We start from the raw sequence: 17,641 nt of genomic DNA, 5'->3' as shown, positions 1-17,641 counted from the left end.
GGCGGCGATGAGTGGCCACAGGGGCCGTTTGCGGCGCTGCATGGAGGTCTCCGGGAGGTATTCGCGTTGCTGGCGGCCGCAGCTATGCTTCGGCCATGGAATGGACGAACTGGCTGACGCTAGGGATTGCGGTGCTGGGCGCTACGCTCGGCGTGTTCAACGCCGTGTGGCTGATCCGCAAGGACACGGTCCGACTGAAGGTGCGATTCGTGACGCTTTACGTGCCCGGCGCCGACGTGTGGACTGGCGCTGTCGAGGTGATCAACACCGGCTACCTGCCGGTGACCATCAACGAAGTGGCCTTCCATTCCGGCCGGCGTTCCAAGACGCGCGCCGCAGTGATTACAGACTTCCTGCAACGAACCCAGCTCCCGCACCGGCTTGAGCCGAGGACGGTCGTCAGCGTTGCTGCTCATCCCGACATCCTCGGCAACATCGACAGCGGCCGATTCACCTGGTGCAGCACTTCGACGGCTTGCGAGACTCAGGTCTTCGCGAAGATCAAGAGGAAGAAGCGCTGAAGCCTGCAGGGCCTCGCCGGACTTGAGCGGGATCACCCGGATACGGGTGCGCAGCTGATTGATCCGCAACACCACGTACGCGTTGAGGGCCACGCCGATGCCGGCGATGGCGAGTGCTGCGTGCTCCAGGTTGATTGGGGCCATGCTGGGATCTCCTGCCGCCGGCCCCGGGGTGGGGTTTCATGGGCGGCTCGGAGACAGTAAAGCGATGCTTTAGTCCAAAGTCAAGCGGTGCTTTAGGTTCTTTCCAAAGAAAAGCCCTTCGTGAGTGAAGGGCTGTGTTGCGCTACTGCTTGAGCTTCGAGGGGTCGAAGCCAGATGTGTCGAATTCCCAGGCAGGCGACCCTTCTTGATAGACCTCAGCTTGAATCCTGACGACATCAGCGGATGCCATTCGCCGCACGAAGTCTGCGTAGCCTCGGATGAACAGGATCGTCGTGGAATTGTCGCTTGGACCAGCGGCTTCGTATGTTCTTGGCTTTTCATCGCCGAACCGCACTAGCACCCTGCAGCCGGAGTAGCTCCTGCAGAGCAGCTGTCCGCGCTCTATGCTCATGATGACATCACTTCCATGCTGCGGGTGCTTGCGAATGGTTAGCGTAGCGTGCTGCGGCCTTGAATAAGGACGATCGAACTCATGAGTATTAGTGCTCGACACTTCAGCTGTTACCGAAGCTTCACTGGTCATTGGGTCGTCGTAGGAGCGATAGACCCATTGCTTCCCTAGGTTGGCCTTCCTCACTTCTTCTTCTAGCTCGGGGATAAGCTTGGATGCTGCAGTACCCTCAGTTGTGGCTGGGAAGGAGCCTGCTAGGTCTTTTGCTGTAAGAAGGCGAGCTTCCGCATAACGGCTAGCGTCGTTCATTTCTGCGAATAGGCGAGATTTCTTTTGCTCAGGAGACTCACTCGGAGCAGTACCGAAGCTATCTCCGGGACTACTTGCGGTGTGATCGGGCCGCGGCGAACACATAGCTACCAGAAGCACTATCGCCGCCATCAAGACAACTACAGCGCACCCGGTTTTCCTTACACCATCGGCCCCAGCACTCGGTGGAGCTGGAAGGGTCCCATGCCTACGTCTATTAGGGTGACCGCAATTTGGGCAAGCTTCGGCTTGGTCACTGATCTGCCGTCCACACTCTTCACATGCGATAAGCGCCACCGCATCCCCCTGTTCTGATCCGTCAGTTGAATCTATCAATGCGATTACGTAGGTACACCTTGCCTCCGATTACGGTGTTAGGAGGCATGGGGAATGCTGGATACAGCCCTGCGTTTGCGCTGACTACATACACGGCATCGCCTCGATCCTGCAGGGCCTTTACCTGCTGGCCATTGCCGGTGTTGAGCAAATAAATCCCATCACCATCGAATGCAGTGACGCCGGTGTCGACCATCAGGGATTCCCCGGGATTGATTACTGGGATCATCGAGTCCCCGCGACCGGTAACCAGTACAAGGCGCCCAGGAGGAGGGACGAATCCAACGACCGACCGTATGTAAGTTGGCGCAAAGTCCATCGCACGCACGACGTCCGGAAAATCCTCGTTGATTGCTCCATCCCCCATGTCGGCATCTCCATCCAGCTGCTGGACGCGAACATAGCTCTGCGTGGTCGCAGGAGTGGAGACGATTGCTGCGGCCTCTCCCATCCCGAAGTGGGATAACGGTTTGCCAGTCAGCTGGGCCAGCTTTGGCAGCTTCCGCTTGTCGACTTTGCCCGTGCGCAACCAGCCCGACACGGCCTGCTCAGTGACGCCAAAGGAATCTGCGATCCCTTTCTGGGTCAATTTGGACTCTTCAATGGCCGAACGGATGGCGGCCGCCATGGCGGAATTGTCAAGCATCGCTTGATTGTCCATGGGGTGCCGAGTCAATGTAAGAAAGCAATGCTTGACTGCGAACTAAAGCGACGCTTAAGCTGGGCGCATGAATCATATCGCTGCTGCCGTAGAGAAGACGGGGGCCGGCCAAGCCGGGTTGGCACGCCTGCTCGGCGTATCGCCCCAAGCAGTCAATCAGTGGGTCAACGGCAATAGACCAGTTCCTTCGCGGCACGTGCTCGCCATTGAAAAGGCGACCGGCGTATCTCGGCACGAACTCCGGCCTGACGTGTTTGGCCCTAGCGCAGCTGCTGATTCCCAGGAGCAGCGGCCGACGGTGGCCGAGCAGATTCGCGCCGAGGTGGACAGCCGGATGAGCAAGCGCGCGCTGCGGAAGAAGCTTGGTGTACCGAACGACAAGCAGCTGGCGAAGGTGCTGCAGCTGCCGGCGGAGCAGGTTGAGGCCTGGCCGGAAGAGAAGAGTGTTCCGTCGCTGCCGCAGGTGATGCGGCTGCTGGGTGTCCAGGAAGTGAGTCAGGCGCCGAGCGCGCCGGCGGACCCGGACGAAGACCGAATCATCCCCGTGGAGGCTGCCTGATATGCGCGCGCTGGCGATCGTTTCGATGCTGTGTTCCATGACTGTCGGCCGAGCGTCGAGGTGCGCACGCCTGCCGCAGGCCAAGCCTTTCCCGTTGCCGGCCAGTGATGCAGGCATCTGGTCGTCCCTCACTGAAGAACAGGTGAGGGACTCGCTGGAGTGGTGGACGCGCGCGATCAGCTCCGAAGAGCTGTCGTTCTGGCGCCGGTATCGCGCTGCTAGTGCGTTTCGCCGCGCTCCGCGAACGTCTGGCGTAGCCGCTGAATGTGTTCGTCGAGTAGCGCAGCTTTTCCGTTCTCGCCGCTCTGCTTCGAAAAGAGCGAGTTGAGCGACAGCCTGGTCACGTAGTCCTCGACGTCCAAGATTTTTCGATGGTTTAGAGCCATCGCCAACGAAAGCACTGCCGTCATCGCCACTTCGTACTGATCGTCGTCCATGTCGCCCTCCTTGCGGGCTTGGTTGTTGGCACATCCAGCGTAACGCAAGGAGGGCGGCGCCAGCCGCACCCCAAAAGTTGATCTCCATAGCGGCCATGTTGCCGCGCAACAGAGCACCCGTCATGAAGCCCAAGCCCCATTTCCTGCCCAAGCGCCAGACGGTGATCTACGGATTCACCGAGCAGATGTTGCGCGACACCGGCTCCAACCGCCGCAGCTTCGCGATGGCGGTGGCTGACACGTATCTCTCGCTGCTGGGTGAGGACGACCGTGAGGTTCCGTTCCGCATCACCCTGGGCGGCGACGGCGATGCCGACAAGAAGCACAACGGCCAGATCCTCGGCCGCTATCTCGACGGTGTGGTGAAGACGCTGCCGGCCGATCTGGAAGACGCGTGGGTCATGAGCCTGCCGGAGCCGTACCGCAGCAACTGCGAGCGGGAGCTGGCGCGCCGTCGCGGCATCCTGCCGATCCGCATCGACGCGATCGACACCGCGGCGGACACCGTTGGCGTCGGCCAGCTGATGAAGGATTTCGGCGACCTCTGCGCGGCGATCAGTCCGGCTGTAGCAGACGGCGTGATCGACGAGAAGGACCGCCCGCACGGGCAGAAGATCATCAACGAGTCGGATGACCTGGTGATCAGCGCGCTGACCTTCCGCAAGGCGGTGATCCGCGCCATGGGTCTGGAGCAGACCGTATGAGCGCGCTGGCCCGCACCGCCGATATCGACACCAGCCACGCTGCCGCTGCGCGCGTGGTCAGCAACGAGCTGTCGCAGGCCACCGGCCTGGACCGCTACATGCTCGCCCGGCGCCTGCCTGAGCTGATGAAGGAGGGCCGGGTGTACCGCGGCCCGAACAAGCCGTGCGCGGTCAGCGGCCGCACGGCGTGCACCTGGTGGCCAGTGGCCCCGGGCCAGAACCTGGCATTGGGGATCTGACGTGGCTGCACGCATGACAGGCATGGTGTTCGAGCGCTATCCGGGTAGTGGCGGTGAGCTGCTGCTGGCGCTGGCTCTGGCCGACAACTCGCACGACGACGGCACCCGCATCTTCCCGTCGGTTGCCACGTTGGCTGTGAAGTCCAGGCAGTCGGAGCGCTCGGTGCAGTACCAGCTCCGGAAGATGGAGCGCATCGGCTGGCTGGAGGTCGTCAGCGAGGGCGGTGGTCGCATGAAGGGCTACAAGTCCGGCGGCCGTCCGCGTGAGTACCGGATCAGCCCGTACTGGATCGCCGGTGGTGATCTGGCCATGGATGGGGACGCTGGAGAACAGCCCGAAAATTCAAAGGGTGCAAATTCTGCACCCTTTGCAAAGGGTGCAGAACAGAGTCGGAAAGGGTGCAAAACGACGCAGGAAAGGGTGCAACCAGACGTCGAAAAGGGTGCAACAGCTATTGCACCCGAACCTAAAGCAACCAAAAGCAACCAAGAGCAACCCTCACACCGCGAGTGTGAGCGCGAGGCCGATCCGCTGGCGCTGACCACCGAGCAGGTCGACCGCGAGCTGGCCGGATTCGGCAGCACGCCACACGGCATCGACCGCGAGCAGCTGGCCCGGTTCGTCCGGCACCGCGCAGCGATCCGCCGCCCGCTGTCGGTCCAAGGCTGGTTGCAGGTCCGCCAGCAGCTGGTCGACCTGATGGCCGCAGGCCATGACCCGAACCAGTCCCTGAAGCAGACGATGGCCGCCGGCCTGTCGCTGCCCGTGATCCCTGTCGCCCAGCCATCCGCAGGAGCAACCCATGCAAGCCCTCAACACGGTTCTGCCGACCGCACCGAGCAGCTCGAGCAGCAGTTCTACGCCCAACGCCGAGGCGGTGGCCACGGTGGAGGCGCTGGGTTCGAACCAGGTGATGTCGTCGACGCCGAGTTCGCCGTCGTCGGCTGAGCCGCTGAGCGAGGCGCAGTCGGCCTACCTGTGGGAGTTCTGGAAGCAGATGACGGCCATGTTCCCGGGCAAGTGGGAGCGCGAGAACGGCGCGGCGCCGTTCAAGAAGGACGGCAGCCTGACCATCGCGGCCGGCACGTGGTTTCAGGTGCTGAAGGGCCGTAGCCGGGCACAGCACGCGCGCGGCATGGCCTGCTGCCTGACCGAGGGCCGAGAGTGGCCGCCGAACCCGCCGAGGTTCCTGACGATGTGCCTGGACATTCCGGTCATGGCGGCGGTCGAGCGGGAGATGGCGCCGGGCCGGCCGCAGAGCGGCTTCACGGTGCTGGTGCGGTCGCTGCTGGACTTGCACGTCTACGCCTCGGCCGACCACGGATCGCAGCAGCGCCGGATGCTGGAGGAAGCCTACACGCGCGCTGTCCAGCACGTGGTCGACGGCAAGCCACTGCCGCAGCCGGTGCTGGCGATCGAGCAGGAGAAGCACGGCGTGCGGCCGGTTCGTGACCGGGAGTCGGCGCGAGCTGCGATGGAGCGGGCAGCGGCCGAGCTGAACTTCGATGGTGACTGATGCGGAGCTGGTTCAGTCGGAGCAGGCCGGCCGCTGGGCACGCGATGCCTGCCGCAGTCGGGAATCGGCACCGCGGTACGAGATGGGGCTGGACGGTGTGACGCGGCGTCGCCGCTGGCAGACCGGGTGGGACAAGCGGGACCAAGAACTGAGCGCGGCGCGCCGCAGCACCACGAGGAACAGACGCTGATGGACTTCACCAAGTACAGCACACGCAGCCGGTACGCCAAGGAGATCAACGCCGGTTACTCGGCGCGGCTCAACGGCCTGCGCCTGAGCGACAACCCGCACCTGGTCTGGATCGAATGCGAGACCGAGGACGGTGCAAACCGGCGCGCCGGCCCGCTGAGTGAGAAGGCAGAGGCGTGGCAGCACGGTTGGCGACTGGCCGACGAGGCAGCGCGCTGATGTGGTCCAAGGCGCCACCGCCGACGAAGGAAGAGGCCGCCCGGATCGAGCTGGCCAAGACCGGCCCGTGCATGGCCTGTCTGGCGCTGCTGCAGCAGCAGCTGCTGGAGCCGGAGCTGGTGGTCTACGGCTGCGACTACAACCACGCCAAGAGCGGGAACCTGCGCCGGGGGCACATGTTTGGCTACGCGCTCTGCAAGTGGCACCACATGCGGCATCCGATGGAGGGGAACACCTTCGCGACGATGCGCCAGATCTACGGCCCGAGCCTGATGGATGGCTCGCGGACCTTCCACGAGACGTACGGCTCCGACGACGAGCTGATTGCAAACCAGACCTGCGTGAACGAATTGAGGGCGGCAGCATGAAGAAGACGAAGGCCATGGCGCCGAGGATCAACCCCCAGCGTGCGCCACGCGAGCGGCGAATGGATCACAACACTGTTTCCCGCCCCAAGCGGCTGAAGCCGACGAAGAACGAGACCGGCCCAGCCGAGACGGTGGAGCAGTTCAAGGCGCGTGGCGGGCGGGTGCAATACCTGACGGCCAGCTGGGAACAGCGCGCATGAACGCCGTATTCCGAGTGGGCCAGCTGGTCGTCGTGAAGGAGGATCCGGACGTATTCCCGTTCTGTGGGGAGATCGCACGTGTTTCCGTTCTCGATGTCCCTTGCATGGATGGGCTCGGAATGGAGGTGGTCAGCGACCACCTCGGCCGGTTCAAGGGCACCTACGAGCAGTTTGAGCCAGTTCCTGAAATCAAGGGGAGGCACTGATGGACGCCATCGAGAAGCGGGCGCGGGAGCTGCTGGACCTGCATGCCGAACCGTCTGTCGCAGCAGTCGAGGGTGGCGGGACGTGGTTTGTGGTGCGGGAGCAGGACGCGCTGGCAGCCATCACCGCCGCCCTCACGCCGCCCGAGGGCTATGTGCTGGTGCAGGAGACCCAACTGCGCCACCTGCTGCGCGATGCGATCACCTCGGTCGAGTTCATCGCTGGGCGCGGGCAGTCCAAGCCCCTGTCGAGGCGTGTCAGCGAGCAGGCCTGTGCACTGGTCGAGTCCGTTCCCGCGAGAAGGAAGGTGCCGTGATGGCGAGATCTTCGGACCACGTGTGCGAGCAGGCAGGCTGGCCAAGCCCGAACACGCAGAACGCCTCCCTGACGCTGGCGCTGCGGATGGTGACCAAGTACGGGCATAGCGTCCCATCGGTCGAGACATTGCGGGCAGACTTCGGCGTCAGCAGGGCAACGGCGTACCGGTGGCGCCGGGCATTCGTCGAAGCGGTGCAGGCCCATGCAGGCTGACCGCGCGCTGGAGCTGATCCTGCCTTGGCCGAGCAAGGACCTGTCGCCGAATGGCCGGGTGCACTGGAGCAGGAAGGCCAAGGCCACGAAGCATGCCCGGCAGACTGCGGTGGTGCTGGCGCACGAGGCGGGTTGGCGCGCGCTGCAGCTGCCGGCGGGGAAGCTGCACCTGTGGGTGAGCTTCCACCAGGCGCCGGGGAAGGCGCTACCGGACGACGACAACATGCTTGGGCGGTTCAAGGCATACCGGGACGGCATCGCCCAGGTGCTGGGCATCGACGACAAGCGGTTCATCAGCCACCCGGTCGTCAGCAGTGAGCGCCGGCCGGGCGGCCAGGTGGTGGTGCGGATTACGGGCGGGCCGGCAGCGGCCGGCCACACAACGACAGGGGAAGGGGCATGAATCCACGTGAGGCGATGGGACGGCTGGGGCCGACCACGGTGAAGTTCGATGTCGGCCGGGGCGGCGGGAAGCCGGACCTGACGAACCAGGACATTGCCGCGGCGCTGGGGATGGTGCCTGCCGGGTTGGGCCGGGAGCTGCTGGAGGCGTGCTGGTGGCCGGATGGTGCCGCGCTGCGCCGGCACAAGCTGCGGGACGCGGTGATTGCGCTGGTGACGCCTGAGCTGCAGCGCCAGCAGCGCCGGCTGGCTGAGGCCCGGACTGATCTCGGCCTGGCCGAGGTGTGCATCGGCTGGGGCGGCGCGGCGACGGCGGAGCAGCGGGAGAACCGTGACGCAGCCCGGCAGCGGCTGGGCCGGATCAAGGCTCAGTGCTGGCCGATCAGCACCCTGGAGTCGCTGCCAACCCTGGCGGCGGCAGTGATCAGCGAGATCGCCAAGCGGCCGCACTGTGCGGCTTGCGAGGGCAGGGGCCAGGCGATGGTTGGGGAGCTGCTGGTGCCGTGCAAGGTGTGCGGCGGATCGGGGCTCGGCCCGGTCAGCGATCGACGGCGGGCTGCTGCCATCGGCCGGGATGAGTCCAGTTACAGAGAACGCTGGCGTGGCGTGTACGAGTGGCTGCTGGATAGAATGACGGAAGCGGAACAGGAAGCGGCTGCCGCTTTGGCCATGTCGCTCCGTGACATTTCGGAGGTCGCTTGCTCTCGACAGATCGCTTATTGAAATGGCTTGCGTATGCCGAAGCCAACGCGGTTCCCGACCGCATACCGCGCACTGGTCCAGCCGGAGAGGCTGTCCGAGGTGTGAGCGTACTGCTTAAAGTTGGCGATGACCTTTTGTTGTATCGACGGCTTGAGAATGGTCGGGTAGTTTGCCTATCCCTTGATGAGGAAGGCCACTTCGGACCAGAAAGGGAAATCAGCATCCACGAGGCATGGTTGGCTAAGCCGAGAATTGACGAGTATCTCGGACTCGTACAGCTCACCTTCAATGACTGGGAGAGTTTCGCTCTCGAGCGGCGCTATCGATGGGGACGAATCCGAATCCGCCTATTGCGTTTGATCAGAGCAGCGCGTTCCAAGTTGGACCGTTACAGGAAGAAGACTGCTGTGGAGCGCTATACCGTGCTCAACACGGTCAGAAGCCTGCGAGTTGGAGATAAGCAGCCAACGGCTTGGGATGTAGCTAGCCGGCTGCTGGGGCAATTCTGGGCCGACAATGTCGACGCGTTTGACCGGCTTGATCAGGTAGAGGCCATGCTGGATGCATTGGAGGAGCTGGGTGAAGTGAAGAAGAACGGTGTGCGCTACTTGGTGACAGGGAAGGGGATTGCAAGTTTGTCCCAGTACGAAGAGGAGGAGCGGAAGCACCGCGAGTCGATGAAGAACCAGAATGCTATCCGTTGGCTCACGGTCATTATGGCCATCGCAGCTCTATTGCAGGCGAAGGTGATCAATCTGCCCGCTCTGCTCAGCATCAAGGCATGGCCTTGGTGAAGTGCGGGGTTGATACCCCCGCACTTTTCCCGCTATTTTTCTACCATCGCGCACGACCTAACCCCGGCCACCCAGCCGGGGTTTTTCATTTCAGGATCCGCCATGGCACAGATCACCCCCCAACAAGCTGGCGGCGTGAACGTCGTGGCCTTCCTCGATATGCTGGCGTGGTCCGAAGGCACGGACAACGGCAAGCAGGCCACCAAGGACCGCGGCTATGACGTGATCGTTGGCGGGCAGTTGTTCAAGAGCTACGCCGACCATCCGCGCGTGCTGGTGGACCTTCCGAAGCTCAAGATCCAGTCCACTGCGGCAGGCCGCTACCAGCTGCTTCGCCGCTATTACGATGCGTACAAGAAGACGCTCGGCCTGAAGGATTTCTCGCCGCTGAGCCAGGACCTGATCGCGCTGCAGCAGATCCGGGAGCGTCGCGCGCTGCCGCTGATACAGGCGGGCAAGATCCCGCAGGCCATCAAGGCGGTCATCAACATCTGGGCGAGCCTGCCTGGCGCTGGCTACGGCCAGCACGAACAGCAGCTTTCCGACCTGTTGGCCGTGTACCGCAAGGCCGGCGGAACGGTGGCGCCGTGACTGAGCCCGTGAGCACTCTAAAAACCATTGTCGGGACGTTCACCGCGGCGGTTGTGGCACCGGCGACGGCTGATGCGCTGAGGGAGGCCGAACGGGTGATCCTCGGCGTGCCGCAGTCCGTGTTGCTGGTTGCCATGGCGGGAGCGCTGATCGGCGTTTTGCTGCTGCCGGAGAAGGACGCGGAGCGGGTAGCCGCTGACGCCAGCCGCCGTCGCGGCCACCGCCTCCTGCAGACCGCCGCGCGCTGGGCTGCCCTGGCTGTGGCGGTCGTGGCCTACGCCATCGTGGCCGCATGGGTCATCGCCGTTGCCGCGTCCATCTGGCCGGCGCTGGCGGGCGCCCCGCAGCTGCCTCTGGCCGGCCTGTCCGGCGTCCTGATCCGCCGGCTGCTGCCCGGCTACGTGCGCATGGTGGAGCGGGCCACCGGTGCCATCGGAGGCGAGAAGCCATGAGCGTACTGATTCGTTTCTTTAGCGCGCTGTGGACGCTGATCGTAGGCGCCATTGCCGACGTGCTGCAGTGGCTGAGCAAGCCCGGCAGCAAGGTCAAGCTGGTGTGCGCCGTGCTGGCCTTTGGCTGCATGGTGTCCGGGCTGACTGCCTGGGAGAAGGAGCAGAAGATCCGCGACCTGAGCGCCCAGGTCATCCAGGTCCAGGCCGACTGGCAGGCCGATGCCGCCCGATTGCAGGCCGACGTGGATAGCCGCGATCAGCGACTGGCCGAGGTCGCCGCCGCACTGAGGGCCGAAGCCGAGAATCTGGAAGCGCTCAAGGCAGAGAGCGCGGCAGCACTTCAGGAGCTGGCCGGCAAGATCGAGGCATCCGAGAAGGAGGCGTCCACCTGGCGCGGCCGCTACGAGCAACGACCCGACACCTGCAAGGCAGCACTGGAGCTGCTCGATTCCGCCTGTCCGGCACTGAAGGGGTACTGACATGCGCGTCATCGTGGTTACAACCGCTGCGCTACTGGCAGCGTGCCAGGCCGCACCGACCAAGCAGAACCCGCCGCCAACAGCAGTCATCAAGGTTCCGGTGGCCACCTATGTGCCCATCGACGCCAAGCTGCGCTTGCGCTGCAAGTGGGTGAAAGAGGCGGCGCCGTCTGCCGTGTTCGAAGTGGGCCACGGCCGCAAGCGGTGCCTCGATCTGTACGAGGCACAGTTCGATGCCATTGATCAGGTGCAGGGGAAACCTATTCCTTCGGACGGCGGCTGATGCCGCGCCGGGCACCGAAGCACAACGCCATGCCGAGGCGGGCGGTCGTGAACGTGCCGGCCGCAGCAGTGAGGCAGACCACGGCTGAGCGCGGGTATGGCAGCAGATGGCAGCGCGCCCGCGCGACATTCCTGCTGAGGAATCCGCTCTGCGCAGAGTGCCAGCGGACTGGCCACGTCACTGTCGCAACGGTGGTCGACCACATCACCCCGCACAAGGGCAGCCAGGCGCTGTTCTGGGACACCGACAACTGGCAGCCGCTCTGCAAGCCCTGCCACGACCGGAAGACCGCGACCGAGGACGGCGGGTTCGGGAACTGGCATCGAGGTGTCAGGGCAACCCCGAAATGCGCGCGTGGACGCGAATGAATCGCAACAACTGCAGATAGGGCGGGGGAGGGTCAAAAGTTGGGGCGGTGCGCCTCCCTGACCGTGCGCCCAGGCGTTTTTTTGCACCGTCAGTTGAGAAAAACCATTTTTTCGCGGCCAGATTGCCGCTCCTGGAAGACCCATGGCGAATCCCCGTAAACCGACATCGCTGAAGGTGGTGGCCGGGACGGATCGCCCGGACCGTGCGCCCGCCGCGCCGGCCGCTGAACTTCCTCTGGTGTCCGATGTTCCGCCGGCGCCGGACTGGCTGCCGAATGCCCATGCCATCAAGGAGTGGGACCGACTGGCGCCGATTCTTCACGCGAACAAGCTGCTCACCGAGGCTGGGCTTTCGGCGTTCGGACAGCTGTGCGCTCTGCACGGCAACACCGTGCAGCTGTATGCCGCCGGCCTGGCGCCCGTGGCCTCAATGGTCTCCCAGCTGCGCGGGCTGATGAACGACTTCGGCCTGACGCCGGTTGCCCAAGGCAAGGTTAAGCCGGCGGGGGAGGTCGAGAAGTCGGGGAATGCGTTCTCCAGCAATGGTGCGAAGCGGAAGCCCCGTGCGTGACTACGTCGGCATCGCCACGGCCTATGCCGAAGAGGCCGTAGCCGACAAGAAGGGCCGGAAGTTCGGGAAGTGGGTGCGCTTGGCGGCGAAACGGTTCCTTGCTGACCTGAAGCGTGCAAAGCGGAAGCGGCCGCCGTTCCTGTTCGACGAGTGGCACGCATGCGACCCATGCGACTTCATCGAGAAGCTGCCACACGTTGAAGGCAAGTGGGCGCGACCGGAGATTGAGCTGCACCGGTCCCACGTGTTCTTCGTCGTGCAGCTGTTCGGTTTCCGCAACCTGGACGGCAGCAGGCGCTTCACCTCTGCTCTGTTTGCGGTGGCGCGCAAGAACGCTAAGTCGACCCTGGCGGCTGCGATCCTGCTGTACTGCCAGTGTTGCGAGGAGGAAGAGGGCGCCCAAATCATCTCGGCGGCCACCACCGGCAGCCAGGCTCGCATCATCTTCAACGTCGCCAAGCGGATGACGGAGAAGACACCGGATCTGCAGGAGGCGTTCGGTTTGGCCTGCTGGGCCAACTCGATCAGCAGGGTGGAGACCGGGGCCAGCTTCAAGCCGATCAACGCAAAGGCCAGCACGCAGGACGGCCTGAACCCATCGCATGTGGGCCTGGACGAGATCCACGCCCACAAATCGGCGGACCTGCTGAACGTGCTGACCTCGGCGGCCGGCGCGCGCAGCAACCCGCTGTGGCTTTACACCACGACCGAGGGGTACACCAACCCTGGGCCATGGGGAGAAATCCGGCAGTTCGCCAAACAGGTGCTGCAGGGCATCCTGGGCGATTCGGCCGATCATTTCTTGGTGGTGTTCTTCGCCGTCGACGATGACGACGACGAGTTCGACGAATCAGCCTGGCCGAAGGCCAACCCGCTGATGGATGCGAACCCGCACCTGCTGAAGGCGATCCGCAAGGAGGCCGTCGAGGCGCGGCAGATGCCCTCGAAGCTGGCCGAATTCAAGATTAAGCGACTCAACCGGCCGGCTTCCTCGGCTACCGGCTGGGTGGACCTGACGAAGTGGCAGAAGTGCGGCGGCGCCGTCGACCTGGACTGGCTCGCGGGGAAGCCGTGCTGGGGCGCATTCGATCTGGCGAGCACGTTGGATATGACTTCTTGGCGCCTGGTCTGGAAGGTGGACGACGTCTATTACACCTGGGGCCGTCGATTCGTTCCGGAGGACGCGGTGCGGGCGCGCACGGAGCGCGGTGTGGTGCCGTATGCGGGCTGGGTCGCGGCCGGGTTGATCGAGGCGACCGAAGGAGAGGTGACCGACTACAGCGTGGTGGAGGCGAGGATTCGCGAGGACATCGCCCGCTTCGGTCCCCTGGCGATCGGCTATGACCGCTGGAACGCAGCTGAAATTGCGCAGCGCCTCTTGGCCGACGGGCACCCGCTGGTCGAGTTCAACCAGACCACGAAGAATTACCACCCCGCGATGCAGGAGCTGGAGCGGGCCTACGTAGGCAAGAAGATCCAGCACGGCAACGACCCAGTCCTGAACTGGTGCGCGTCCAACCTCATCGCATTGAAAGACGGAAACCTGAACATGAAGCCCGACAAGAAGAGGTCGCCGGACAAGATCGATGACATGGCTTCCCTGCTGATGGCAGTGGGGCTGGCTCACGCGGTCGAATCGGTCCAGCCCGGAGTCGATGAGTATCTGGAGAACGGCTTCTTCGGGACGGTGGGCTGACCATGGCCGTGCGCTGGTACAACCCGCTCACTTGGCGCTTCTTCGGATACACCGATCCACAGACCGGCGACTATCGGGAGGTCGATATGGAAGTCGGCGGCAGGAAAACGAAGGCCGGGGTTCGCATTACCGCAAAGACCGCGATCACGATCCCGATCGTCTGGACCTGCGTCAAGATCCTCTCCGAGTCGGCAGCGGGGCTGCCACTCAAGCTCTACCAAGACGTAGGCGGAAAGCGCACGCTCGTGCGCGGTGACAGCCCCGCGAACAAGCGTGCCCTTCGCCTTCTGGGGAAGCCGAACCCCTTCATCACACGGCTCAATCTGCTGAAGGCTGTGGTCGTCAACATGGCGCTTCGCGGGAACGCGTTCGTGATCATCGAGCGGAACCGGCAGGGTGAAATGATCGGGTTGATTCCGGTCGCCGCCGATGACGTGTGCATCGACACGGACGACGATCTGCTCTACATCGTCGAGCTGAAAGATCAGCGGATACCCGTGTCTCCGGAGAACATGCTGCACTTCAAGCTGTTCAGTACAGACGGGGTTACCGGTCTTTCGCCCTTGGAGTACCAGGCCGAGGCGATGGGCTTGGCCAAGGCCGGCCAGGACTGGTCGGCTAGATTCATGCGCAAGGGCGGTTTCACCGGCGGCTATGTGGTCTACGACCAGTTCCTGACAAAGGAACAGCAGGGTCAGATCATGGAAAAGTTCCCCGATGTCCGAAAGGGCGACGTAGACGATATCGGCAAGATCGCGGTTCTGCAGGGCGGCCCCAAGCTGATCCCGGCGGGGCTGAGCCAGAAGGACAGCCAGTTCATTGAGTCGCAGCAGTTCCAGGAAGAGGCGCTCGCTGGCGTATGGGGTGTGCCGCTGTATTTGGCCAACCGCGCCGGTCGCACGTCGATCATGGGCTCCAACCTCGAACAGCAGAACAGTGGCTTCGTGACCTACGGGCTCAAGCCCTACCTCGATGCGATCGAGGATGAGTGGAACGACAAGATTCACCGCGGCACGGAGGTCTTCGTCGAGTTCGTAGTGGAAGGCCTGCTGCGTGGCGATAGTGCTGCTCGCTCCACCTATTACAAGGCCGCGCTTGGCGGCTCCGGCGGGTCGGGCTGGATGTCGATCAACGATGTGCGACTGAAAGAGAACCTTCCGCGCCTTGAGGGCGCGCAGTACGACGCCATCACTCAATGGGAGTCCCAAGGCAATGACCGTCAGCAGAATTGAATGCCCCTTCGAAGTGAAGGAAGCCGACGAGGCCGGGAACTTCGAGGGTTACGCGTCGGTTTACAACAACGTCGATCTCGGCGACGACGTGATTCTTCCGGGTGCGTTCGTTCGCGTGAAGACAACGCGCGGAGGGCGACTGAAGCTGGCGCTGTACCACGACCTGACTAAGCTGATCGGTACGGCCGAGTATCGCGACGATGATCACGGTCTATGGGTTAAGGGAAAGATCAACCTCAATGTCAGCTACGCACGTGATGCGTATGAGCTGATGAAGGGGGACGCGCCACTTGACTCGATGTCCATCGGGTTCAACACGATCGAGGACGCCCAAGAGACACGCGAAGGGCGCCGCGTGAGGGTTATCAAGAAGGCAGAGCTATGGGAGGCGTCAATCGTCCCCTTTGGAATGAATCCTGAGGCCGAGATTCTGAGCGTCAAGTCTTCGGTCCGGCAGTTTGAGAAAGGCCTGCGTGAACGCATGGGCCTCTCGCAGAAGGAGGCGGCCGCCGTCGCCTCGCTCGGCTTCCCTGCAATCCACCGAGACGGTGCGGATGCGGCCACGGCGACCGTGGACGAGCTGAAGAAACTCGGTAGTTCCATCCAATCCATTTTCGGAGCAACATCATGAGCGAAGACATCACCAAGGTCCGCGAGTCGCTGGAAACCCAGCTCAAGGACGGTTTCAACGGCCTGCAGAAGAAGTACGACGCAGTCATCGACGACATCCAGAAAGGCAATGCGATTCCGAAGGATGTGAAGGACGCGATCGAGAACACCAAGGGCGAGCTGCAGCGCGTCATCGACAAGGTGCAGGAGCTGGAAGAGAAGGGCGTCAAGGTCCGCGGCCAGCCCGGTGAGGGCAAGTCCTTCATCGACCTGGTGAAGGGCCACGACGAGTACAAGGGCCTGCAGCAAAAGACCGTGCAGCGCGCCGAGATCGAGATCACCAAGGGCGACCTGGCCTCGATGAAGGAAACGAAGGTCACCAGCGCAGGAATCGTGGCGCCGAACTATGACCCGACCATCCAGCCGGGCATCCGGCAGGAACTGCGCATCCGTGATCTTCTGACTTCCATCCCCGTGTCGGGCCAGCAGTACACCTTCTTCCGTGAGCTGCTGCATACCCGAGGGGCGGCGCCGGTGGCGGAAGGTGGCACCAAGCCGACCAGTAATGTGACGTTCGAATCGGTCACCGATCGCGTGAAGAAGATCGCCGTCTGGATGCCGGTGACCGACGAGGCGCTGGACGACGTGCCGCAGCTTCTGGGCTACATCCGGGAACTGCTCCGCTACGACCTGAAGCTGGAGGAGGAGGCCCAGATTCTGAAGGGGGATGGCACCGGCGAGAACCTCAACGGCCTCATGACCCAGGCGACCGCGTACAGCGCCGCGTTGACGAAGCCCGGCGACACTCCGATCGACATCGTCCGCCGCGCGATCTACCAGGTGCGCAAGCAGTCCAAGCTCTCTGCGGATGGCGTGGTCATGACTGAACTCGACTGGATGAACATCGAGCTGCAGAAGGACGCGCAGAACCGTTACCTGTTCGCCAACCTGCAAGGTCTGGTTACCCCGGTCCTGTGGGGTCGCCCGGTCATTACCTCCGACAGCATGGACGAGGGCGACGCGGATACCGGTGGCGAGTTCCTCGTCGCAAACTTCGCGCGGGCGGCCACGCTGTTCGACCGCATGTCCTTCCTGTTCAAGATGGGCCTGATCAACGACATGTTCATCAAGAACGAACGCGCGCTGCTGGTTGAAGAGCGCTTGGGCCTGGGTGTGCGTCGCCGGGAAGCCCTCGTCAAGGGTCAGTTCCCGACCGCCTGATCCACCGGGGCGTCACAACCTAGGGGGCCAGCGCAATGCTGGCCCCCTCAAATTGCTGGAGACGGCATGAAGATCAAGACGAAATGGGGATTCATCGGCAATGCCGTGAAGCTCAACGCTGATAGCAACGTGGTGAAGGCTGGTCGGACGTTCGATGCGGACGACGAGTACGCCCACACCCTCATCGGGAAGGGCCTGGCCGTGGCGGTGGAAGACGACGCGGGGGCCAAGGGCAACAAGGAAGCCAAGCCAAGTGCGCCGCAGAAGGCAAATGCCGAAGGCGACAAGCAGGCCAAGCCCAAGGGCAACAAGGAAGTAAAGCCGGCCGCCACTACCGAGCCGCAGGACAAGGCAAGCGAGGCACCGTAATGCCAATCACCCTCGATCTCGCTCTGGTCCGCGAGCAGTGCCGTGTCATCGACGAGGTGAGCGACGTGATGCTCCAGTCGTATGTCGATGCGGCTTTGGCTCATGTGCAGATGCATTGTGATCGGGTGCTGGTCGAGGGTGATCCTGCGGACGAGGGCGAGATGAACTTCACGCCCGATGTCCGGCAAGCAGTCCTGGTGCTGGTCGCTCACTGGGTGTCAGTCAGGGAGGCGGTCACCGTGGGGGACAGCGCTGCAAGGGTGCCCCTCGGGTTCGACAGCTTGCTTTGGTATCGGAAGCGCTTCTGATGACCTGCACTGGC

Annotated in this window: 29 protein-coding genes; 26 read left to right on the top strand and 3 right to left on the bottom strand. The window is 63.4% G+C overall.

Going from position 1 to position 17,641, the window contains the following annotated elements:
• Positions 1-95 precede the first annotated feature (95 nt).
• A complete protein-coding gene (locus tag V3B25_RS12090) occupies positions 96-521 on the top strand; it encodes a hypothetical protein (protein ID WP_329810750.1) in 426 nt (141 codons plus the stop codon).
• Between the two features lie 286 nt (positions 522-807).
• Here V3B25_RS12090 and V3B25_RS12085 read toward each other — a convergent pair whose 3' ends face one another.
• Together V3B25_RS12085 and V3B25_RS12080 are read right to left on the bottom strand one after the other, a co-directional pair.
• The gene (locus V3B25_RS12085; protein ID WP_329810749.1) at positions 808-1,386 is read right to left on the bottom strand and encodes a hypothetical protein; all 579 of its coding nucleotides are present in this window, start codon (positions 1,384-1,386) and stop codon (positions 808-810) included.
• A gap of 319 nt (positions 1,387-1,705) precedes the next feature.
• Positions 1,706-2,368 (bottom strand): S24 family peptidase, encoded by a 663-nt coding sequence (locus V3B25_RS12080; protein WP_329810748.1) that lies wholly within the window; start codon positions 2,366-2,368, stop codon positions 1,706-1,708.
• 82 nt (positions 2,369-2,450) lie between these two features.
• Between V3B25_RS12080 and V3B25_RS12075 the strand changes: the two genes are divergently transcribed.
• A complete protein-coding gene (locus V3B25_RS12075; protein ID WP_329810747.1) occupies positions 2,451-2,942 on the top strand; it encodes a helix-turn-helix domain-containing protein in 492 nt (163 codons plus the stop codon).
• Between the two features lie 218 nt (positions 2,943-3,160).
• Here the strand turns inward: V3B25_RS12075 and V3B25_RS12070 are convergent, their stop codons facing one another.
• Entirely contained in the window at positions 3,161-3,379 is a 219-nt protein-coding gene (locus V3B25_RS12070) for a hypothetical protein (protein WP_164088798.1), read from the bottom strand.
• Between the two features lie 122 nt (positions 3,380-3,501).
• On the opposite strand from V3B25_RS12070, the gene V3B25_RS12065 reads away from it, so the two are divergent.
• The 24 genes from V3B25_RS12065 (at position 3,502) to V3B25_RS11955 (ending at position 17,627) form a co-directional block, all read left to right on the top strand.
• Positions 3,502-4,083, top strand: a complete 582-nt coding sequence (locus tag V3B25_RS12065) for a hypothetical protein (RefSeq protein ID WP_329810746.1) — start codon at positions 3,502-3,504, stop codon at positions 4,081-4,083.
• Positions 4,080-4,322, top strand: coding sequence for a winged helix-turn-helix domain-containing protein (locus tag V3B25_RS12060; protein ID WP_329810745.1), 243 nt, complete (start codon positions 4,080-4,082; stop codon positions 4,320-4,322). The genes V3B25_RS12065 and V3B25_RS12060 overlap by 4 nt, the downstream gene beginning before the upstream one ends.
• A gap of 22 nt (positions 4,323-4,344) precedes the next feature.
• Positions 4,345-5,271 (top strand): helix-turn-helix domain-containing protein, encoded by a 927-nt coding sequence (locus V3B25_RS12055; RefSeq protein WP_329810744.1) that lies wholly within the window; start codon positions 4,345-4,347, stop codon positions 5,269-5,271.
• The gene (locus V3B25_RS12050) at positions 5,237-5,839 is read left to right on the top strand and encodes a hypothetical protein (RefSeq protein WP_231109158.1); all 603 of its coding nucleotides are present in this window, start codon (positions 5,237-5,239) and stop codon (positions 5,837-5,839) included. Before V3B25_RS12055 ends, V3B25_RS12050 begins: the two co-directional genes overlap by 35 nt.
• Before the next feature lie 189 nt (positions 5,840-6,028).
• The gene (locus V3B25_RS12045; protein WP_329810743.1) at positions 6,029-6,247 is read left to right on the top strand and encodes a hypothetical protein; all 219 of its coding nucleotides are present in this window, start codon (positions 6,029-6,031) and stop codon (positions 6,245-6,247) included.
• Positions 6,247-6,615, top strand: a complete 369-nt coding sequence (locus V3B25_RS12040) for a Ref family recombination enhancement nuclease (protein WP_329810742.1) — start codon at positions 6,247-6,249, stop codon at positions 6,613-6,615. Before V3B25_RS12045 ends, V3B25_RS12040 begins: the two co-directional genes overlap by 1 nt.
• Positions 6,612-6,815: a hypothetical protein gene (locus tag V3B25_RS12035; protein ID WP_329810741.1), complete on the top strand. Its 204-nt coding sequence runs from the start codon at positions 6,612-6,614 to the stop codon at positions 6,813-6,815. The genes V3B25_RS12040 and V3B25_RS12035 overlap by 4 nt, the downstream gene beginning before the upstream one ends.
• The gene (locus V3B25_RS12030) at positions 6,812-7,021 is read left to right on the top strand and encodes a hypothetical protein (RefSeq protein ID WP_329810740.1); all 210 of its coding nucleotides are present in this window, start codon (positions 6,812-6,814) and stop codon (positions 7,019-7,021) included. Before V3B25_RS12035 ends, V3B25_RS12030 begins: the two co-directional genes overlap by 4 nt.
• Positions 7,021-7,335: a hypothetical protein gene (locus tag V3B25_RS12025; protein WP_329810739.1), complete on the top strand. Its 315-nt coding sequence runs from the start codon at positions 7,021-7,023 to the stop codon at positions 7,333-7,335. Before V3B25_RS12030 ends, V3B25_RS12025 begins: the two co-directional genes overlap by 1 nt.
• A gap of 204 nt (positions 7,336-7,539) precedes the next feature.
• Positions 7,540-7,953 (top strand): hypothetical protein, encoded by a 414-nt coding sequence (locus V3B25_RS12020; protein WP_329810738.1) that lies wholly within the window; start codon positions 7,540-7,542, stop codon positions 7,951-7,953.
• The gene (locus V3B25_RS12015; protein ID WP_329810737.1) at positions 7,950-8,675 is read left to right on the top strand and encodes a hypothetical protein; all 726 of its coding nucleotides are present in this window, start codon (positions 7,950-7,952) and stop codon (positions 8,673-8,675) included. The genes V3B25_RS12020 and V3B25_RS12015 overlap by 4 nt, the downstream gene beginning before the upstream one ends.
• Positions 8,651-9,448, top strand: coding sequence for a hypothetical protein (locus V3B25_RS12010; RefSeq protein ID WP_329810736.1), 798 nt, complete (start codon positions 8,651-8,653; stop codon positions 9,446-9,448). Before V3B25_RS12015 ends, V3B25_RS12010 begins: the two co-directional genes overlap by 25 nt.
• 102 nt (positions 9,449-9,550) lie before the next feature.
• A complete protein-coding gene (locus tag V3B25_RS12005) occupies positions 9,551-10,039 on the top strand; it encodes a glycoside hydrolase family 104 protein (protein WP_329810735.1) in 489 nt (162 codons plus the stop codon).
• On the top strand, positions 10,036-10,491 hold the full coding sequence (locus V3B25_RS12000; RefSeq protein WP_329810734.1) for a hypothetical protein: 456 nt from the start codon (positions 10,036-10,038) through the stop codon (positions 10,489-10,491). Before V3B25_RS12005 ends, V3B25_RS12000 begins: the two co-directional genes overlap by 4 nt.
• Positions 10,488-10,970, top strand: coding sequence for a hypothetical protein (locus tag V3B25_RS11995; protein WP_329810732.1), 483 nt, complete (start codon positions 10,488-10,490; stop codon positions 10,968-10,970). Before V3B25_RS12000 ends, V3B25_RS11995 begins: the two co-directional genes overlap by 4 nt.
• A gap of 1 nt (position 10,971) precedes the next feature.
• Positions 10,972-11,253 carry a hypothetical protein gene (locus V3B25_RS11990; protein ID WP_329810731.1) on the top strand — a complete coding sequence of 94 codons (282 nt, stop codon included), beginning with the start codon at positions 10,972-10,974 and terminating at the stop codon, positions 11,251-11,253.
• The gene (locus V3B25_RS22330; RefSeq protein WP_343240052.1) at positions 11,253-11,621 is read left to right on the top strand and encodes an HNH endonuclease signature motif containing protein; all 369 of its coding nucleotides are present in this window, start codon (positions 11,253-11,255) and stop codon (positions 11,619-11,621) included. Before V3B25_RS11990 ends, V3B25_RS22330 begins: the two co-directional genes overlap by 1 nt.
• A 142-nt stretch (positions 11,622-11,763) precedes the next feature.
• Positions 11,764-12,192: a hypothetical protein gene (locus V3B25_RS11985; RefSeq protein ID WP_180836769.1), complete on the top strand. Its 429-nt coding sequence runs from the start codon at positions 11,764-11,766 to the stop codon at positions 12,190-12,192.
• Entirely contained in the window at positions 12,185-13,888 is a 1,704-nt protein-coding gene (locus tag V3B25_RS11980) for a terminase TerL endonuclease subunit (RefSeq protein WP_329810730.1), read from the top strand. The genes V3B25_RS11985 and V3B25_RS11980 overlap by 8 nt, the downstream gene beginning before the upstream one ends.
• Before the next feature lie 2 nt (positions 13,889-13,890).
• Positions 13,891-15,120, top strand: a complete 1,230-nt coding sequence (locus V3B25_RS11975; protein WP_329810729.1) for a phage portal protein — start codon at positions 13,891-13,893, stop codon at positions 15,118-15,120.
• Positions 15,101-15,751 (top strand): HK97 family phage prohead protease, encoded by a 651-nt coding sequence (locus V3B25_RS11970; RefSeq protein WP_329810728.1) that lies wholly within the window; start codon positions 15,101-15,103, stop codon positions 15,749-15,751. Before V3B25_RS11975 ends, V3B25_RS11970 begins: the two co-directional genes overlap by 20 nt.
• Entirely contained in the window at positions 15,748-16,950 is a 1,203-nt protein-coding gene (locus V3B25_RS11965; RefSeq protein ID WP_329810727.1) for a phage major capsid protein, read from the top strand. Before V3B25_RS11970 ends, V3B25_RS11965 begins: the two co-directional genes overlap by 4 nt.
• A gap of 66 nt (positions 16,951-17,016) precedes the next feature.
• Complete coding sequence (locus V3B25_RS11960; RefSeq protein WP_329810726.1) at positions 17,017-17,319, top strand: hypothetical protein; 303 nt, start codon at positions 17,017-17,019, stop codon at positions 17,317-17,319.
• On the top strand, positions 17,319-17,627 hold the full coding sequence (locus tag V3B25_RS11955) for a head-tail connector protein (protein WP_279914471.1): 309 nt from the start codon (positions 17,319-17,321) through the stop codon (positions 17,625-17,627). The genes V3B25_RS11960 and V3B25_RS11955 overlap by 1 nt, the downstream gene beginning before the upstream one ends.
• The last annotated feature ends 14 nt before the right edge of the window (positions 17,628-17,641 follow it).

It is taken from the genome of Stenotrophomonas sp. SMYL8, assembly GCF_036320065.1.
Taxonomy (GTDB): Bacteria; Pseudomonadota; Gammaproteobacteria; order Xanthomonadales; family Xanthomonadaceae; genus Stenotrophomonas; species Stenotrophomonas maltophilia_A.
The sequence above is the reverse complement of the archived record's forward strand: the minus strand, read 5'-3'. Positions and strand labels throughout refer to the sequence as shown.

Coding starts and splice junctions, on each gene's coding strand:
- V3B25_RS12090 (WP_329810750.1), top strand. CDS start 96: ATGGAATGGACGAACTGGCTGACGCTAGGGATTGCGGTGCTGGGCGCT.
- V3B25_RS12085 (WP_329810749.1), bottom strand. CDS start 1,386: ATGAACGACGCTAGCCGTTATGCGGAAGCTCGCCTTCTTACAGCAAAA.
- V3B25_RS12080 (WP_329810748.1), bottom strand. CDS start 2,368: ATGCTTGACAATTCCGCCATGGCGGCCGCCATCCGTTCGGCCATTGAA.
- V3B25_RS12075 (WP_329810747.1), top strand. CDS start 2,451: ATGAATCATATCGCTGCTGCCGTAGAGAAGACGGGGGCCGGCCAAGCC.
- V3B25_RS12070 (WP_164088798.1), bottom strand. CDS start 3,379: ATGGACGACGATCAGTACGAAGTGGCGATGACGGCAGTGCTTTCGTTG.
- V3B25_RS12065 (WP_329810746.1), top strand. CDS start 3,502: ATGAAGCCCAAGCCCCATTTCCTGCCCAAGCGCCAGACGGTGATCTAC.
- V3B25_RS12060 (WP_329810745.1), top strand. CDS start 4,080: ATGAGCGCGCTGGCCCGCACCGCCGATATCGACACCAGCCACGCTGCC.
- V3B25_RS12055 (WP_329810744.1), top strand. CDS start 4,345: ATGGTGTTCGAGCGCTATCCGGGTAGTGGCGGTGAGCTGCTGCTGGCG.
- V3B25_RS12050 (WP_231109158.1), top strand. CDS start 5,237: ATGTCGTCGACGCCGAGTTCGCCGTCGTCGGCTGAGCCGCTGAGCGAG.
- V3B25_RS12045 (WP_329810743.1), top strand. CDS start 6,029: ATGGACTTCACCAAGTACAGCACACGCAGCCGGTACGCCAAGGAGATC.
- V3B25_RS12040 (WP_329810742.1), top strand. CDS start 6,247: ATGTGGTCCAAGGCGCCACCGCCGACGAAGGAAGAGGCCGCCCGGATC.
- V3B25_RS12035 (WP_329810741.1), top strand. CDS start 6,612: ATGAAGAAGACGAAGGCCATGGCGCCGAGGATCAACCCCCAGCGTGCG.
- V3B25_RS12030 (WP_329810740.1), top strand. CDS start 6,812: ATGAACGCCGTATTCCGAGTGGGCCAGCTGGTCGTCGTGAAGGAGGAT.
- V3B25_RS12025 (WP_329810739.1), top strand. CDS start 7,021: ATGGACGCCATCGAGAAGCGGGCGCGGGAGCTGCTGGACCTGCATGCC.
- V3B25_RS12020 (WP_329810738.1), top strand. CDS start 7,540: ATGCAGGCTGACCGCGCGCTGGAGCTGATCCTGCCTTGGCCGAGCAAG.
- V3B25_RS12015 (WP_329810737.1), top strand. CDS start 7,950: ATGAATCCACGTGAGGCGATGGGACGGCTGGGGCCGACCACGGTGAAG.
- V3B25_RS12005 (WP_329810735.1), top strand. CDS start 9,551: ATGGCACAGATCACCCCCCAACAAGCTGGCGGCGTGAACGTCGTGGCC.
- V3B25_RS11995 (WP_329810732.1), top strand. CDS start 10,488: ATGAGCGTACTGATTCGTTTCTTTAGCGCGCTGTGGACGCTGATCGTA.
- V3B25_RS11990 (WP_329810731.1), top strand. CDS start 10,972: ATGCGCGTCATCGTGGTTACAACCGCTGCGCTACTGGCAGCGTGCCAG.
- V3B25_RS22330 (WP_343240052.1), top strand. CDS start 11,253: ATGCCGCGCCGGGCACCGAAGCACAACGCCATGCCGAGGCGGGCGGTC.
- V3B25_RS11985 (WP_180836769.1), top strand. CDS start 11,764: ATGGCGAATCCCCGTAAACCGACATCGCTGAAGGTGGTGGCCGGGACG.
- V3B25_RS11975 (WP_329810729.1), top strand. CDS start 13,891: ATGGCCGTGCGCTGGTACAACCCGCTCACTTGGCGCTTCTTCGGATAC.
- V3B25_RS11970 (WP_329810728.1), top strand. CDS start 15,101: ATGACCGTCAGCAGAATTGAATGCCCCTTCGAAGTGAAGGAAGCCGAC.
- V3B25_RS11965 (WP_329810727.1), top strand. CDS start 15,748: ATGAGCGAAGACATCACCAAGGTCCGCGAGTCGCTGGAAACCCAGCTC.
- V3B25_RS11960 (WP_329810726.1), top strand. CDS start 17,017: ATGAAGATCAAGACGAAATGGGGATTCATCGGCAATGCCGTGAAGCTC.
- V3B25_RS11955 (WP_279914471.1), top strand. CDS start 17,319: ATGCCAATCACCCTCGATCTCGCTCTGGTCCGCGAGCAGTGCCGTGTC.